General features: G+C 71.7%; 13 protein-coding genes. 3 read left to right on the top strand and 10 right to left on the bottom strand.

All coding sequences use genetic code 11. The features are described 5' to 3' along the window. Positions 1-67 precede the first annotated feature (67 nt). A complete protein-coding gene (locus tag ABIA38_RS29410; RefSeq protein ID WP_424641886.1) occupies positions 68-1,939 on the top strand; it encodes a hypothetical protein in 1,872 nt (623 codons plus the stop codon). Between the two features lie 376 nt (positions 1,940-2,315). Here the strand turns inward: ABIA38_RS29410 and ABIA38_RS29405 are convergent, their stop codons facing one another. Beyond that, positions 2,316-2,990 (bottom strand): SDR family oxidoreductase, encoded by a 675-nt coding sequence (locus tag ABIA38_RS29405; RefSeq protein WP_424641885.1) that lies wholly within the window; start codon positions 2,988-2,990, stop codon positions 2,316-2,318. Positions 2,991-3,010: 20 nt separating this feature from the next. Here ABIA38_RS29405 and ABIA38_RS29400 point away from each other — a divergent pair, with 20 nt between their 5' ends. Continuing rightward, positions 3,011-5,026: a hypothetical protein gene (locus tag ABIA38_RS29400; RefSeq protein ID WP_424641884.1), complete on the top strand. Its 2,016-nt coding sequence runs from the start codon at positions 3,011-3,013 to the stop codon at positions 5,024-5,026. Positions 5,027-5,156: 130 nt separating this feature from the next. Here the strand turns inward: ABIA38_RS29400 and pheT are convergent, their stop codons facing one another. The 7 genes from pheT to infC all read right to left on the bottom strand — a co-directional run bounded on the left by pheT (position 5,157) and on the right by infC (position 12,559). Continuing rightward, positions 5,157-7,664 carry a phenylalanine--tRNA ligase subunit beta gene (gene pheT / locus ABIA38_RS29395; protein ID WP_424641883.1) on the bottom strand — a complete coding sequence of 836 codons (2,508 nt, stop codon included), beginning with the start codon at positions 7,662-7,664 and terminating at the stop codon, positions 5,157-5,159. Further along, positions 7,664-8,785 carry a phenylalanine--tRNA ligase subunit alpha gene (gene pheS / locus ABIA38_RS29390; protein ID WP_424641882.1) on the bottom strand — a complete coding sequence of 374 codons (1,122 nt, stop codon included), beginning with the start codon at positions 8,783-8,785 and terminating at the stop codon, positions 7,664-7,666. The genes pheT and pheS overlap by 1 nt, the downstream gene beginning before the upstream one ends. A gap of 147 nt (positions 8,786-8,932) precedes the next feature. Continuing rightward, entirely contained in the window at positions 8,933-9,982 is a 1,050-nt protein-coding gene (locus ABIA38_RS29385) for an ATP-binding protein (RefSeq protein WP_424641881.1), read from the bottom strand. Positions 9,983-10,118: 136 nt separating this feature from the next. Further along, entirely contained in the window at positions 10,119-10,967 is an 849-nt protein-coding gene (locus ABIA38_RS29380; RefSeq protein ID WP_424641880.1) for a TrmH family RNA methyltransferase, read from the bottom strand. Between the two features lie 86 nt (positions 10,968-11,053). Beyond that, positions 11,054-11,446 (bottom strand): 50S ribosomal protein L20, encoded by a 393-nt coding sequence (gene rplT / locus ABIA38_RS29375; protein ID WP_020552013.1) that lies wholly within the window; start codon positions 11,444-11,446, stop codon positions 11,054-11,056. A 119-nt stretch (positions 11,447-11,565) separates the two neighbouring features. Then, positions 11,566-11,760 carry a 50S ribosomal protein L35 gene (gene rpmI / locus ABIA38_RS29370; protein WP_020552014.1) on the bottom strand — a complete coding sequence of 65 codons (195 nt, stop codon included), beginning with the start codon at positions 11,758-11,760 and terminating at the stop codon, positions 11,566-11,568. Positions 11,761-11,857: 97 nt separating this feature from the next. Then, positions 11,858-12,559, bottom strand: coding sequence for a translation initiation factor IF-3 (infC, locus tag ABIA38_RS29365; protein ID WP_424641960.1), 702 nt, complete (start codon positions 12,557-12,559; stop codon positions 11,858-11,860). A 371-nt stretch (positions 12,560-12,930) separates the two neighbouring features. Between infC and ABIA38_RS29360 the strand changes: the two genes are divergently transcribed. Next, complete coding sequence (locus ABIA38_RS29360) at positions 12,931-13,302, top strand: DUF1844 domain-containing protein (protein WP_424641879.1); 372 nt, start codon at positions 12,931-12,933, stop codon at positions 13,300-13,302. A 798-nt stretch (positions 13,303-14,100) separates the two neighbouring features. Here the strand turns inward: ABIA38_RS29360 and ABIA38_RS29355 are convergent. Together ABIA38_RS29355 and ABIA38_RS29350 are read right to left on the bottom strand one after the other, a co-directional pair. Then, complete coding sequence (locus ABIA38_RS29355; RefSeq protein ID WP_424641878.1) at positions 14,101-14,838, bottom strand: SseB family protein; 738 nt, start codon at positions 14,836-14,838, stop codon at positions 14,101-14,103. Between the two features lie 502 nt (positions 14,839-15,340). Then, positions 15,341-16,858 carry a carboxyl transferase domain-containing protein gene (locus ABIA38_RS29350; RefSeq protein WP_424641877.1) on the bottom strand — a complete coding sequence of 506 codons (1,518 nt, stop codon included), beginning with the start codon at positions 16,856-16,858 and terminating at the stop codon, positions 15,341-15,343. Positions 16,859-16,862 lie beyond the last annotated feature (4 nt).

The raw sequence follows: 16,862 nt of genomic DNA, 5'->3' as shown, positions 1-16,862 counted from the left end.
CCCGGCAGGCGATCATCAGTGGTTATGGTGTGGACGGCCCGCCCGCCCCGACTGGAGTCAACGAACCATGAGCCTCGTGAGTGTGCTGTCCGGGCGCTCGCGCTCCGGGCGACGGGCCGATCCCCCGGCGAACGGCCCGCGCCCGCGCGGCGTCGCCCGCTGGAACACCGCGATGGTGCTGCTGCCCGCACTGATCGTGCTGATCCTGGGCTGGCATCGACGCTGGATCAGCGACGACGGCCTGATCTTCACCCGCACCGTGCGGCAGATCCTGGCCGGCCACGGCCCCGTGTTCAACGTGGGCGAACGCGCCGAGTCCTCCACCAGCACACTGTGGCAGTGGCTCCTGGTCCTTGCCTCGTGGATCACCCAAAGCGACGTCGGCCGGCTCGCCGTCTACCTCGGCCTGCTGTGCACCGTCCTCGGCTACGCCCTGGCCCTGCACGCCACCCGCCGGCTGTACACCCGCACCACCACCGCCGAGGCGCCCTACCTGGTCCCCCTCGGCGTGATCACCCTGCTCGCGCTGCCCCCGGTCTGGGACTTCGCCACCTCCGGCCTGGAAACCGGCCTCACCACACTGTGGACCGCCGGCTGCTGGTGGCTCCTGGTCCGCCTCCCGTACGACCCACGCGCCCGAGTCGGCTACTCCCTGGCCCTGCTCGCCGGACTGGGCCCGATGGTGCGCCCCGACCTGGCCATCGCCACCCTCGGCTTCCTGGCCGCCCTCGCCGTCATCCGCCGCCCGAGACCCCTCCACGCCACCGCCCTGCTGGCCACCGCGGGCGCCATCCCCCTCGCCTACGAGATCTTCCGGATGGGCTACTACGGCGTCCTCCTCCCCCTCCCCGCCGTCACCAAGGAAGCCTCCGCCGCCGACTGGCCCAGAGGCTGGGACTACGTCCGCGACCTGACCGGCCCGTACCACCTGTGGATCCCGTTCGCCGTGCTGGCCGCCTGCGGCGCGACCGCCCTCGCCCTACGCGTACGCACACGGGCACCCAACGGCCTACACCCACGCGCCATCGACCGAGCCGCCTGGACCCGAATCACCGTCTTCGCCGTCCCCACCCTCTGCGGGTCGGCCATGCTCCTCTACGTGATCCGCGTCGGCGGCGACTTCATGCACGCCCGCATGCTCCTCCCGGGCCTGTTCGTCCTCCTGCTCCCAATCCTGCTGATCCCCGCGAACCGGCTCGCCGTGCCCGCCGTCACCGCCCTGACCGCCTGGGCCGTGGTCTGCGCGATCGCCTTCCGCGTCCCCTACGACGGCATCGGCCCCAAGGGCATCGCCGACGAACGTGCCTTCTACATCGGCGCGCTCAAGGTCGCCAACCCGGTCACCGCGTACTCCTACGTGGCCAACTACCCACGCTTCCCCGCCGCCGCCCAGGCCGCCCGCGCCGACCAAAGGCACGTGATCGTCTACCCCTGGTACGACAGCTTCTACGTCACGCCGCTCAACCCGAACGTCCCCGCCCCGGTCGCCACGGTCTGGACCAACCTGGGCATGAACGGCGCCAACACCCCCCTCGACGGCGTCTCCGTCGACATCCTGGGCCTGGCCTATCCGCTGGCCGCACACGTCGAACTCACCACCCGAGGCCGCCCGGGCCACGAAAAGGAAATCGACATCGCCTGGGTCTTCGCCCAATACGCGGCCCCCGACGCCATCCTCCCCCCAGGCATCGACCCGATCCGGGTAAAGGCCGCCCGCTACGCCCTGACCTGCGGCAACACCAACAGCGGCAAACTGAAGGAACTCCAAGACTCGGTCCAAGAACCCATGTCCTGGTCCCGCTTCAAGAAAAACTTCACCGGCGCCTTCTCCCGCACCGAATTCCGCTTCCCCAACAACCCGGTAACGGCGGCAAAAGAAATCTGCGGCGTAGACGTCCTGGCCCCCCACGTCCTCCCCCAGGACACCCCGAACCACTAACCGGCAACCCACAACCACCAAGCCCGGGCCAACCACCCCAGCCCGTCCGGCGCTTGAGGACGCCCAAGCCGCCCACCACCAACCCGCAACCACCAAGCCCCGAGGCAACCAAACTCAGCCCGTCCGGCGTTTGAGGACACCCAAGCCGCCCACCACCAACCCGCAACCACCAAACCCCGAGGCAACCAAACTCAGCCCGTCCGGCGTTTGAGGACACCCAAGCCGCCCACCACCAACCCGCAACCACCAAACCCCGAGGCAACCAAACTCAGCCCGTCCGGCGTTTGAGGACACCCAAGCCGCCCACCACCAACCCGCAGCGACCAAGCCCAACGCAACCAAAATCAGCCCGTCCGGCGACTGAGGACCAACCCCCTCACCCCTTCGACCGCACCGTCACGTCGTTGATCCGCGAATCCCCCGGAAGCAACAGCGCCGACACCACGACCCCCGCCACCGTCCCGGGATCGCTGTACCGCGAAGTCTCGAAAGCCCCACCCTCCTGCTCCCGCACCGCCCGCTGCATCGCCGTAGCCGTCCGCCCCGGATACACACTCGTCACCCGCAACTCCGGCTCCTCCTCCCGCAACGCGTCCGCCAGCGCCTTCAACGCGTGCTTGCTCGCCGCATAGGCCGCCCACCCCGCGCTCGCCCGCAGCCCCGCCCCGCTGTTGAGCAACACCAAATCACCGCGCCCCCGCCGCAACGCCGGCAACAACACCCGTGTGACCTCCGCCACCGCGACCACATTGACGCTCAGCGTGCGCGACCACACGGCCGCCGCCGTCTCCGCCACCGTGCCCAGCTCGGCGACCCCCGCACTGTGCACCAGCCCCGCGAACGTCTCGTCGACCAACGGCGCCAACGCCGCCGCGATCGTCTCCGGCTGCTCCAAATCGGCGATCACCGTGCGCACTCCCGGCCCCGCCAACGCCTCGGCGCGCCGCTGCGAACGTACGATCGCGACCAGGTCGTGGCCCTGCTCACGCAACTGCCGGGCGATCTCCGCACCGATACCGCTGCCCGCGCCAGTGATCACATAAGTACTCATGTCGCCACCCTATGAGGTGCGTGCCCGGCGCGACCCACGACCTCGCCCGGCCCACCCGGAGCCCGCCGACGATGACCCTGACCAGCACACTGCCCGAGCAGGGACCCTCGCCCACCGACCCGGCCGGCCCCGCCCGCACCCACGCCCCACGAAGCCGCCCGGTCGCACGCTGGAACCTCGCAATGGTGCTGCTGCCCGCGGTGTTCATCGCCGTCCTCGGCGGCCGGCGCAGCTGGATGTCCGACGACGGCCTGATCTTCACCCGCCCGGTACGCCAGATCCTGGCCGGCCACGGCCCGGTATTCAACCCCGGCGACCGCGCCGAGGCCACCACCAGCACCCTCTGGCAGTGGCTCCTGGTCGCCGCAACCAAACTCACCGGCCAGGAACCCGCACCCCTCGCGGTCCGCCTCGGCCTGTTGTGCACCGTCATCGGCTGGTTCCTGGCCACCGACGCCACCCGCCGACTGCATTCACCCAAACATTCACCCAAACCCGAAACCCAACCCCAACCCCAACCCCGACCCCGACCCCAGCCCCAGCCCCAGCCCCAGCCCCAGCCCCAGCCCCAGCCCCAGCCCCGAACCAACCTCCTCCTCCCCTGCGGCGCCCTCGTCCTGCTCGCGCTGCCCCCGGTCTGGGACTTCGCCACCTCCGGCCTGGAAACCGGCCTCACCACACTGTGGACCGCCGGCTGCTGGTGGCTCCTGGTCCGCCTCCCGCACGACCCGCGCGCCCGTACCGCCCACGCGCTGGCCCTGCTCGCCGGCCTCGGCCCGATGGTCCGCCCCGACCTGACCATCGCCACCCTCGGCTTCCTGGCCGCCCTGGCGATCATCCACCCGCCACGCCCCCGACGTGCCGCCACCCTCCTGGCCGCCGCGGGCGCCATCCCCCTCGCCTACGAGATCTTCCGGATGGGCTACTACGGCGTCCTCCTCCCCCTCCCCGCCGTCACCAAGGAAGCCTCCGCCGCCGACTGGCCCAGAGGCTGGACCTACCTCCGCGACCTCACCGACCCCTACCACCTATGGCTCCCGACCCTGATCCTCACCGCCGTCGGCGCAACCACCCTCGCCCTACGCCTGCGCACGCGGGCACCCAACGGCGGCCTTCACCCACGCGCCATCGACCGAGCCGCCCGAACCCGAATCACCGTCTTCGCCGTCCCCACCCTCTGCGGGTCGGCCATGCTCCTCTACGTGATCCGCGTCGGCGGCGACTTCATGCACGCCCGCATGCTCCTCCCCGGCCTGTTCGTCCTCCTCCTCCCAATCCTCCTGATCCCCGCGAACCGGCTCGCCGTGCCCGCCGTCACCGCCCTCGCCGCCTGGGCCGTGCTCTGCGCGACCACCTTCCGCGTCCCCTACGCCCTCATCGGCCCGCAGGGCATCGCCGACGAGCGCGGCTTCTACACCACCGTCATGGGCGTGGCCAACCCCGTCACCGCCGACGCCTTCATCAACCACTCCCCCGACTTCGCGGTGTCGATCCGCGGCCCGCGCCCGGCCTACCGACACACCCTGGTCGCCCGTACCGCGGCCCACTCCTTCGTCGTCCCGCTGCGCCCGGACCTGCCCACCCCGATCGTGGCCATCTCGAACTCCCTGGGCGTAAACGGCGTCGCCGCCCCCCTGACCGGCGTCTCGCTCGACGAACTGGGCCTGGCCTACCCGCTGGCCGCGCACATCCGACTCACCGCCAGGGGCCGCCCCGGCCACGAGAAGCAGCTCGACCCGGCCTGGGTACTCGCCGAATACGCCGACCCGGCCGCCCCACTGCCCCCCGGGATCGACCCGATCCGGGTCGCCGCCGCCCGCTACGCCCTGACCTGCGGCAACACCAACAGCGGCAAACTGAAGGAACTCCGTGACTCGGTCCGCGCCCCCATGACCTGGAGCCGCTTCACCACCAACCTCCTCGGCGCCGTCGACCGCACGTCCTTCCGCTTCCCCAACGACCCGGTGGCCGCCGCCAAGGAAATCTGCGGCACCGACGCCCCCGCCCCCGCCCCAGGCGTCCTCCCGCGGCCCTGAACCCGCACGCCGAACCCACACGCCCGAGAACGTGTGGGGCCGCACACCCAAAAGGATGTGCGGCCCCACACGTTCACCACTAAAGGCCCTAAAGGCCCTAAAGGCACCAAAAGACGCCGAAGACGCCCCATCACGCCCCTCGCAGCACCGCCCCGGTCCGCTCCGCCGCAAGCGCGACCGCCGCGTCCCGCGCCGCCGTCGCCTCCTCGACCGTCAACGTGCGATCCGCCGCCCGGAACCGCAGCGCGTAGGCCAGCGACTTACTGCCCTCGGCGACCTGCGACCCGGTGTAGACGTCGAACAGCCGCACCGACTCCAGCAGTTCCCCGGCCCCGTCGACCAACGCCGCCTGCACGCGCGCCGCCGGCACCGACCCGTCCACGACCAGCGCGACGTCCTGCGTGGCCACCGGGTAGGACGAGATGTGCCCGGCCTGCGGCAGGTGTTCCCCGTCCAGATCGGCGGTCAGCAGATCCAGGTCCAGCTCCATCGCACCGACCCGCTCCGGCAGGTGCAGCGTCTTGAGCACCCGCGGATGCAGTTCACCCGCGTGCCCGACGACCCGCTCGGTGCCGTCCGGCGCGGTCACCACGAGCGCCGCGCAGCGCCCGGGATGCCACGGCTCGTGCTGATCCTGACGCACCGTCAGTTCAACGCCCGCCGCGTCCGCGACCACACGCGCGGCCTCGACCGCGTCCGCCCAGCACTGCGGCCGGCCCTTGCCCCACCAGCCGGAGTGCTCGCGCTCCCCGGCCAACACGACCGCCACCCGCTGCGGCTGCTGCGGCAACGCCGCGGCCAGCGCGGCCAGTTCGTCCTCGGTCGGCCGCCGGTCCACGGCGAGCTGCGGGGCCGGCGGGGTGGACACGTTCGGCCGGAACACCACACCCGACTCGAACAGCGCCAGATCGCCGTTGCCCCGGCCGAGGTTGCGCCGCAACGTCCCGAGCAGCCCCGGCAACAGCGTGGTACGCAGCGCCGGCTCCTCCTCGGAGATCGGATTGACCAGCACCACGGTGCGCCGCCGCGCGTCGTCCGCAGCCAGCCCGAGCTCGTCGAACGCGCTCTGCCCCAGGAACGGGTAGTTGAGCACCTCGGTGTAACCCGCACCGGCCAGCGCCCGTCCGAGCCGCCGCCGACGCCGCTGGTCGGCGGTCAGCCCGCGACCGGCCGGCACCTGGGGCAACGTCGAGGGCACCTGCTCGTAGCCCTCCAACCGGATGACCTCTTCGGCCAGGTCGTTCGGGTCGGTCAGGTCCGGCCGCCAGGTCGGCGGCAGCACGGTCAACTCGTCGATGCCCTCGACCGAGCAGCCCACCTCCTGCAACCGCTGGGCGACCGTCTCGCGGGTGTACGGGACCCCCGCGACCTTCGCCGCGTGGTCCGCCGCGAGCACGATCCGCACCACCTCGCGCGGCGCGTCCACCTCGGTCACACCCGCCTCGGCCTGCGCCCGCTCGCCGCCGAGCGCGGCCAGCAGGTCCACCGCACGCTGCGCCGCGGCCCGAGCCGCCTCCGGGTCCACGCCACGCTCGAACCGGCGCGACGCCTCCGAACCCAGCTTGTGCCGGCGCGCGGTGCGGGCGATCGCGATCGGGTCGAAGTGCGCGGCCTCGATCACGATGTCGGCGGTGTCCGCGCCGATCTCGGTGCTCTCCCCGCCCATCACCCCCGCGAGCCCGATCGGCCCGCGGTTGTCACAGATCAGCAGATCCTCCGGGTCCAACGTCCGCTCGACGTCATCCAGCGTGGTCAACGTCTCGCCCGCCCGCGCCCGGCGCACCACGATCGAACCCTGCAGCAGCGCCCGGTCGTAGGCGTGCAGCGGCTGGCCCAGTTCGAGCATCACATAGTTGGTGACGTCCACGACCAGCGAGATCGGCCGCATGCCGCTCATCTGCACCCGCCGCTGCAACCACAGCGGCGACGGCGCCTCGGGGTCGATGCCGACCACGGTGCGCGCGACGAAGCGGTCACAACCGGCCGGGTCCTCGACCAGCACCGGATAGCCGTACGAGTTGGCGTCCGGCACATCGAGCAGCGCCGGGTCGCGCAGCGGCTGCCCGTAGGCGATCGCCGCCTCGCGGGCCACGCCGCGCATCGACAGGCAGTAGCCCCGGTCCGGGGTCACCGCGATGTCGAGCACCTCGTCGACCAGGCCGAGCAACTCGATCGCGTCCGCGCCGATCTGCGCCTCGATCGGCAGCACGATGATGCCGTCGTGGTCGTCGCCCATGCCCAGTTCGCGGGCCGAGCAGATCATCCCGCGCGAGACCCGGCCGTACGTCTTGCGCTCGGCGATCTCGAACGGACCGGGCAACACGCCGCCCGGCAGGATCACCACGACCTTGTCGCCGACCTCGAAGTTGCGCGCGCCGCAGACGATCTCCTGCGGCTCACCGGTGCCGTTGGCATCGCCCACGTCGACCCGGCAGAACCGGATCGGCTTCTTGAAGCCCGCCAGTTCCTCGATCTCCAGGACCTGTCCGACCACGAGCGGACCCTTGAGGTCCGCGCCGAGCTGCTCGACCGTCTCGACCTCGAGGCCGAGCGCCACGAGCTTGTCGGCGACGTCGCGCCCGGACTCGCCGGCGGGGAGATCGACGTACTCCCGCAGCCAGGAAAGCGGGACCCGCATCAGATCTCCATCCCGAACGGAAGGGTGAACCGGACGTCACCCTCGACCATGTCTCGCATGTCCTCGACGTTGTGCCGGAACATCAGCGCGCGCTCCAGGCCCACGCCGAACGCGAAACCGCTGTACACCTCGGGGTCGATGCCGCACGCGATCAGCACGCGCGGGTTGACCATGCCGCAACCACCCCATTCGATCCAGCCCTCGGACCGGCAGGTCCGGCACGGATGCTCCGGGTCGCCCACCGACGCGCCCCGGCAGACGAAGCACTTGAGGTCGAGCTCGGCGGACGGCTCGGTGAAGGGGAAGTACGACGGGCGCAGCCGGGTCACGATGCCCTCGCCGAACATCGCCTCGACGAAGTGGTCCAGGGTGCCCTTGAGGTCGCCCATGGTCAGGCCCTTGTCCACGGCCAGGCCCTCGATCTGGCCGAACACCGGGGTGTGCGTCGCGTCGAGTTCGTCGGTGCGGTAGACCCGCCCCGGGCAGATCACGTAGATCGGCGGGGTCCGGGTCAGCATGGTGCGGATCTGCACCGGCGAGGTGTGCGTGCGCAGCACCACGCCGGAGTCCGCGGAGCCGTCCTCGGCACGCACGAAGAAGGTGTCCTGCATGGTCCGCGCGGGGTGGTCCGGCAGGATGTTGAGCGCGTCGAAGTTGTACCACTCGGCCTCGACCTGCGGGCCCTCGGCGACCTCGTAGCCCATCGCGACGAACAGATCCTCGATCCGCTCGGACAGCGTGGTCAGCGGATGCCGGGCGCCGCGCGGGGCGCGGTCCCACGGCAGCGTGACGTCGACCGCCTCCTCGACCAGGACCCGGGCGTCACGCTCGGCCTCCAGCTCGACCTGCCGCCGCTCGAGCGCCTGCTTGACCGCGCCGCGCGCCTGCCCGACACGCTTGCCGGCCTCGGCCTTGGCCTGCGGCGGGAGGGCGCCGATCTCGCGGTTGGCGAGCGCGAGCGGCGAGCGGTCGCCGGTGTGCGCGACCTTGGCCTCCTGCAACTCGGCGAGGTCGCCGGCGGCGGCCACCGCCGCGAGCGCCGCGTCGCGGGCCCGCTCGACTTCCTCTGGTTTCAACGCCTCGACCTCGACCGGGTCGTACGACTTGTTCGGTGCCGACATCTGTGTCCAGTGCTCCTGTGGGGGATCCGCCGGTGGTGGAGGCGGCAATGACGTCCTACGACGTCCGCGCTCCGAGTTTACTGACGCCCGATGGGCGTGCGGGTCATAGGCCGGACCGCGACGACGTGGGTGGAGCGTCCGTCATACCTACATCAGGACGTCCGGCATCGCGGCCGGCAGGGTAAATCGAAATCGGGCCCCGCCGCACTCGGCGCGCTCCACGCCGATGTTGCCCGCGTGTGCCTGGACCAGGCCCTTGACGATGTAGAGCCCCAGGCCGGTACCACCGCGGCGGTTGCCGCGCCAGAAACGGGTGAAGACACGATCGAGGAGCTCGTCCGGGATGCCCGGGCCCTCGTCGCTCACCGTGATCTCCGTTCCGTGCGCACCGGGCGCGGCCCCGATGGAGACCGCGCGCATCTCGATGGTGACCGTTCCGGCGCCGTGGCGCACCGCGTTTTCCAGCAGGTTGCCCAGGATCTGGTCCAGCTTGTCCGGGTCCAGCCACATGCTCGGCAGCGGCCCGTCGACCACCACCACGAACCGCTCGTCCGGCAGCCCGTTGCACTCCATCGCGCGCAGGTGCCGGTGGACCGCCTCCTCCATGTCCACGACCTGCCGGTTCAGTTGCAGCCGGCCGGCGTCGATCCGGGAGATGTCCAGAAGTTCGGTGATCAGCCGGGTGACCCGGTCCGCGTCCGCGTCGACGGTCTCCAGCATCAGCCGCTTCTGCTCGTCGGTGAACCGCTCCCACTTGGCCAGCAGCGTCGCGGTGAAGCCCTTGACCGAGGTGAGCGGCGAACGCAGTTCGTGCGCGACGGTGGCGATCAGATCGGAGTGGCCGCGCTCGATTCGCCTACGCGCGTCGGTGCAGCGCAGCGACACCACAAGTTTGCTCAGCGGGCCGCGCGGGCCGTCGGCGCGCACATAGGTCGCGGTGACCAGGATCTCCCGCCCGGCGAGCAGCAGATTGCGCTCGGGTTGCCGGGTCCGGATGGCCGGGCCCCCGTACGGGTCGGTGCACACCCACCAGCGCCGGCCGTCGAGATCCTCCAGCGGCAGCGCGTCCGCGATGTGTTTGCCGAGCGCGTCCTCGGGACGCGTCCCGGTGATCCGGGCGGCGGCGGTGTTGAACGTGACCACCGTGCCGCTCTCGTCCGCGACCACCAGGCCGTCGGGCAGCATGTCGGCGTCCATCGGCCCCCTTCCCGTTTCGGGCCCGAGGGAGTTCCGGGCCGGACACACTATCCCAACGCGCAGCGTGCCGTCCGGGGTGCGCCGAACGCAACCGACCCGTTCCCCGCAGCCCGTGGTCAAGCCGGGTACGACGGGCTCATCGCTCGCTTCGCGCGCCGGAGCGGCAGCCCCCGGATCCGCGCTGCGCGCGGGCGGACGCGTACAGACACACGGCCGCCGCGGTCGCCAGGTTCAAACTCTCGGCCCGCCCGTGGATCGGCACCCGGACCACGGCATCCGCCAAAGCCCGGGTCTCCGCGGGCAATCCCCACGCCTCGTTGCCGAAGATCCACGCGGTGGGCCCGCTCAGCCCGCCCACGTCCAACTCGTCGTCCAGGTCGGCGTCCCCGGCGCCGTCGGCGGCCAGAATCCGCAATCCGGCGGCGCGCAACGCGGCGACGGTGTCCTCGATCCGGGCGCCGGTGACGACAGGGAGATGAAAGAGGCTGCCCACCGAGGCGCGCACGGCCTTGGGGTTGTACGGGTCCACCGAGGCGTCGGTGAGCACGACCGCCTCGGCGCCGGCCGCGTCCGCCGCGCGCAACACGGTGCCCGCGTTGCCGGGATCGCGTACGTTCGCCAACACCGCGACCAGGGCCGGCCGCGCGGCCATCGCCTGCGCCAGCGGTACGTCCACGAACCGGCACAGCGCGACCACACCCTGCGGAGTGACGGTCTGGCTGATCGCCGCGACCACCTCGTCGGTGGCGGTGAACACCGGGACCCGGGCGTCATATGCGCCGGTGACCAGATCGGGGTAGCGCTCGGCGACCTCGGGCGTGATGTACAGCTCACGCAGCGTGCCCGGCAGCGCCACCGCCTCGCGGACCGCCTGCGGCCCCTCGGCCAGGAACAGCCGCTCCCGGGCCCGGAAAGCGCGTTTGGCGAGCCGCCGGGCCGCCGCCACTCGTGGTGATCGGGTGGAGGTCAGCTCGGGGCTCGCCATCGCGTTACCGTTCTTTGCTTCTCGGCGCTTCTCGGCCTGTAACGACAGAGGAATCACTGCGACACATCGACGACGCAAGTCGACGATCAGGCCGCGGCGTCTTCCTTCTTCGCGTTGACATCGGCCGGGAGGGCCTTCTGCGCCACCTCGACGAGGGCGGCGAACGCCGGGGCGTCGTTGACCGCGAGCTCGGCGAGCATCTTGCGGTCGATCTCCACACCGGCGGCCTTGAGGCCCTGCACGAAGCGGTTGTAGGTCATCCCGTTCAGGCGGGCAGCGGCATTGATGCGCTGGATCCACAGCTGACGGAAGTCCCCCTTCCGCTTCTTGCGGTCGTTGTAGTTGTAGACCATGGAGTGGGTGACCTGCTCCTTGGCCTTCCTGTACAGACGGGACCGCTGGCCGCGGTAGCCGGACGCCCGCTCGAGGATGACGCGGCGCTTCTTGTGGGCGTTGACTGACCGCTTGACGCGTGCCACTTGATGAACTCCTTGATGTCAGACCGCGGTGTGTCGACCGCGGCCCGGGTAAGTCTGGGACCGTCGCCGGTCGCCGACCGGTGGGTTCTCGTCAGCCGGTGCGACGACTTGCTGCCGAACTACTTCTTGAGCAGCTTCTTGATCTTCTTGGCGTCGGCCGGGGCCACCTCGACGACACCGGCGAGGCGCCGGGTCACCGTCGAGGGCTTGTGTTCGAGAAGGTGACGGCGACCCGCACGCTGGCGCAGCACCTTGCCGGAGCCGGTGATACGGAAGCGCTTGCTGGCACCGCTGTGGGTCTTGTTCTTCGGCATGTCGCCGCAGTCTCCTCGTCGTGCCGTACCCGCCCGGCATGAGACCGGGCAGGCACAGGTGTGTTTGCAAATCGGGCGCGGGGCGACCCGTTCCGGGTCAGACCTGCTCTTCGGCCTTCGGCTCCGCGTCGCTCGCGACGGGGGCCTCGGCTGCCGGAGCGGCCTCGGCCAGAGTGGCCTCGGGAGCGTCCGTCTCGTCGGGGTGATCGTCCCCGGCCTCGACGGCCACACGGCGCGCGTCCTTGCGAGCCGCCTGGGCCTCGCGAGCCTCGGCCATGGCCTCGGTCTTCTTCTTGTGCGGGCCGAGAACCATGATCATGTTGCGGCCGTCCTGCTTCGGGTTCGACTCGATGAACCCGAGGTCCTGGACGTCCGTCGCGAGGCGCTGCAGCAGTCGGTAGCCCAGTTCGGGCCGAGACTGCTCGCGACCACGGAACATGATCGTGATCTTGACCTTGTCGCCCTGCTTCAGGAACCGCTCGACGTGACCCTTCTTGGTGTCGTAGTCGTGCGGGTCGATCTTCGGCCGGAGCTTCATCTCCTTGATGACCGTGTGCGCCTGGTTCTTGCGCGCTTCACGGGCCTTCATGGCCGACTCGTACTTGAACTTGCCGTAGTCCATGAGCTTGCAGACCGGCGGCCGGGCGTTGGCCGCGACCTCGACGAGGTCGAGGTCGTACTCCTGGGCAAGTTCCATGGCCTTGGCCAGCGGGACGATTCCGACCTGCTCGCCGCCAGGACCAACGAGTCGCACCTCGGGGACGCGAATCCGGTCGTTGATGCGGGGCTCGGCGCTGATGGGGCCTCCTCATACCTGAAGCGACCGCGGGCGAAGCGGCCACATGTGTCTCGGTGTGACTTCCCCCGGGCCAGGCCTTCACGGAGCCATCCAGACAACGCGAAAAAGCCTCGCACGGTTGCATGCGAGGCTCCACCACCGGCTGACGAAGCCACCCTCGGGGTGGCAAACGTGGAACGGACGCACACGAAGTGCGTCGCACCGGACCGGTACCCGTCGTCCGTGAGGTCGATCGGGTGGGAGACGGAGCCTCCGCTTGCAGGCCGGGCATGCAGATGCCCGGTCGGTCGATACACCACTCTACCACTGGCTCGAACATGCCGAAGGGCCCCGTTGTTCCCCGATTCCGGGGCATACCCGAGACTGGGCACATGAGCGAGAGCGCCCCACCCATTTCACCCGGCCGAGCCGACGATGTCGAGGTGCTGACCCGCGACATCGCGGACGTGCCGGCCGTCGAGGTCATCACCACGCTGTCCGTGCACCTGATGAGCGCCGCGGCGGTCAAACTCGGCCTGGCCGAGGACGGCGAGGCGCACAAAGACCTCGACGAGGCCCGCAAGCTGATCACCGCCCTGGCCGGCCTGGTCACCTCGGCCGCCCCGGAAATCGGCTCCCACCACGCGGCCCCCCTGCGCGACGGCCTGAAAACCCTGCAACTGGCCTTCCGAGAGGCCTCCACCTACCCCGACCAAGCCGGCAAGGGCCCCGGCGAAAACCTGACCGGCCCGGTCTACGCATAGGCCCAAGGGGGCCGGCCGACCCGGCCCCCCAAACGCCCCCAGCCGAGCACACCCCGCATCCAGCCAAATCCGGCCGCCCGACGCTTGAGCACACCGGGACCGCAGCCCACCGCCCCCGAACCAAGCAACCCGGCCCGCCCGGCGCCCGAAAACACGCGGACCGCAGCCCGCCACCCCAGGCCAGGGAGCCCAGCCCGTCCGGCATCCGAGGAGACACGGACCGCAGCCCACCACCCGGATCAGGAAACCCAGCCCGCCCGGCGCCCGAGAACACGTGGACCGCGGCCCACCAGCCAGGCCAGGAAACCCAGCCCGCCCGGCGCCCAAGAACACGCGGACCGCAGCCCACCAGCCAGGCCAGGAAACCCAGCCCGCCCGGCGCCCAAGAACACGCGGACCGCAGCCCACCAGCCCGGGCCAGGCAAATCCAGCCCGTCCGGCGTTTGAGGACACGTAGGACCGCAGCCCACCAGCCCAGGCCAGGCAAACCCAGCCCGTCCGGCGTTTGAGGACAACCGACCCGGGCCACCGAAACCAGCCCGTCCGGCGTTTGAGGACACGCGAAACCGCAGCCCACCAGCCCAGGCCAGACCAATCCAGCCCGTCCGGCGTTTGAGGACAACCAACGCGGGCCGCCGAAACCAGCCTGTCCGGCGTTTGAGGACAACCAACGCGGGCCGCCGAAACCAGCCTGTCCGGCGTTTGAGGACACGTGGGACCGCAGCCCACCAGCCCGGGCCAAGCAAACCCAGCCCGTCCGGCGCCTGAGGACGGCCAAAGAGCAACCCCGGCCCACCCCTACCGCACGAACAGCGGCTCCGCGTCCAACGAGGCGCCCGGTGCCAGCATCGCCAGGTCCAGCCCCCGATCCAGCCGCGCCCGAACCACGTCGTCCTCGGCCAACCGCCCGACGATCCGCCGCGCGGCCTCGGTGACCTCCATCGGCGGCGCCGCGGCCACCAGACTCAGGGTCAGATCGTTGCCGCCGCCCTCGGTCAGGTAGACCGCCGACACCGCCCCCTCGACCCGCACCGCCTCCCGCACCGCGCCAAGGATCTCCGGATCCCGATGCGGAGCAACATGCACGCGCCCCTCGGCCACCGCCCGCAACCGACTACCGGACACCTCGTACGGATGCGGCCCGGCCAGGTCCAGCAACAGCGTGTCCGCCTCCTCCGCGTACGCGGCGTGCGCGGCGCGCGCGGCCTCGACCGGAATCGGCCGCGCGTCCGAGCGCCACCGCGCCAACGCCTCGACCGAGGTGAACGCGGGCAACGCCCGTCGCCCGTCCGGCCCCTGGATCGTGGGCACCGCCATGTCGCTGGACTTCTCCCGGCGCAACTCCCCGGGCGCCACGTCCTCCTCCTCGGTCAGGATCGCCACGACCGGTACCAGCAGACGCGCCTCGCACAGCGCCCGCGATACCGCCTCGTCGTCCACCTCCGGGGCCGCCAGGGCCTCGGCCAGCGCCGGATGCGCGCTGCCGTCGTCGTCGGGGAAACCGGTGTTCGGGATGCTCTTGCCGCTGAAATCCACCCACCGACTCTAGCCCCGCCTCCACCGACACCATCCCCCCGCACGCCCCCACCGCCCCGCCCACACACCCCGCGCGCCGCCCCCCGAAAGCCGGCCCGCGGCCGAGCCGACACACCCACCGCCACCCACCCCGGCCACGGCGCGGTCGCAGCCGAGCGAGCCCGCGTCGTCGCGGGTCCGGCGCGCGGCGCCCGTCGCTCATCCCGGCCGTTCCCCACCGCACGACGCCTCGACCCGACGGAACCGCCCCCGTTGGGAGCGTCGCGGGTCGGCGACCACCTGCCGGCCCGCGACCTCCTTCCGAGGTCCGGCTCGGTCGGACCGTGCCCGAGAGGCGGGCGGCCGGCCGAGGTGCCGGGCCGAGCCGGCCCGTCCTGGCCCGTGCTCGGACGGGTCGGGCTGTAGCCGGTCCGGTACCCGAACCGGGTTCAGCGTAGAACCGGCGGGATTTGCCGTCCGGGACTCCCAGCGGACTCACCCATTCGAGTGACAGCCGGGTCACTCAGGAGAGGCCCAAACGCCGATATCGCGCCCTTCGCGCGGCCAGTCGCTCCTCGGCCGCCGGCACCCGCAACGCGGTCAGTTCGTACTCCAGGACCGCCGCGACCCGACGCACGAACGCCTCGGGTTCGGCCGCCGCGTCCGGCTGCTCGGGCACCACCCGGTCCACGATCCCGTCCCGGTACAGGTCGGCGGCCCGAATCCGCTGCCGCCCGGCGAGTTCCGCGGCGCGCTCGGTGCTCCGGTACAGGATCGCCGCCGCGCCCTCCGGCGGCAGCGGCGACAACCACCCGTGCTGCGCGCAGATCACCCGATCCGCCGGCAGCAGCGCGAGCGCGCCCCCGCCCGACCCCTGTCCGAGCAGCAGGCACACCGTCGGCGCGGGCAACAGCACCAACTCGGCCAGGCAGCGGGCGATCTCGCCGGCCAATCCGCCCTCCTCCGCCTCGCGCGAAAGCGCCGCACCGGCGGTGTCCACCACGGTCACCAGCGGCAGCCCCAGCTCGGCGGCCAACCGCATCCCCCGCCGCGCCTGCCGCAACCCCGCCGGACCGAACGGCCCGTGTTCGCTCTGCCGCGTGCGGTCGTGCCCCAGCACCACACACGGCGCGCCGGGACCCGGTCCGGTCCCGAACCGGGCCAGCACCAGGCGCAGCGCCGGTTCGCTCTCCCCCTCGCCGGTCCCCCGCAGCGGCGTCACCGACCGCGCCCCGTAGCGCAGCAGCGTGCGCAGCCCCGGCCGACCCGGATCGCGCGAGCGCCGCACCGAGGTCCAGGCCGGCACGTCCGGCGGCGGCGCGGCGGCGGGCAACACCGCGGGCGCCGTCGGCACCGGCCCCGGATCGAGCACGTCGAGGACCTTGATCACCACCTCGCGCAGTTCCGCCGCCGGCACCACCGCGTCGATCAGGCCGTGCTCGTAGAGGTTCTCGGCGACCTGGACCCCGGCCGGGAACGGGCGATCGTGCAGCGCCTCGTAGACCCGCGGCCCCAGGAACCCGATCAGCGCCCCCGGTTGCGCGGCGGTGACATGGCCCAGCGAGCCCCACGAGGCGAACACCCCGCCGGTGGTGGGGTGGCGCAGGTAGACCAGGTACGGCAGACCCGCGGCGCGGTGCGTGGCCACCGCCGCGGAGATCTTGACCATCTGGAGGAAGGCGACCGTGCCCTCCTGCATCCGGGTGCCGCCGGAGGTGGGCGAGGCGACCAGCGGTAGGCCCTCGGCGGTGGCCCGCTCCACCGCCCGGGTCAGCCGTTCCGCGCCCGCGACGCCGATCGAGCCGGCCAGGAAGTCGAACTCGCAGGCGACCACCGCGACCCGGCGTCCGTGGATCAGACCCTCCCCGGTGACCAGCGCCTCGTCCAGGCCGGTCCGCGCCCGGGCCGCGGCCAACTCGGCCGCGTAGTCCGGGTCCGGGGCGGCGAGCGTGGGCAGCGGATCGTTCCAGGCACGGAAGCTGCCCGGGTCCAGGACGCCGTCGATCAGATCGAGCGCCCGCACTCGCTCGGGGTGACTCATCCGG

The organism is Embleya sp. AB8 (assembly GCF_049739465.1).
Classification (GTDB): Bacteria; Actinomycetota; Actinomycetes; order Streptomycetales; family Streptomycetaceae; genus Embleya.
The sequence above is the reverse complement of the archived record's forward strand: the minus strand, read 5'-3'. Positions and strand labels throughout refer to the sequence as shown.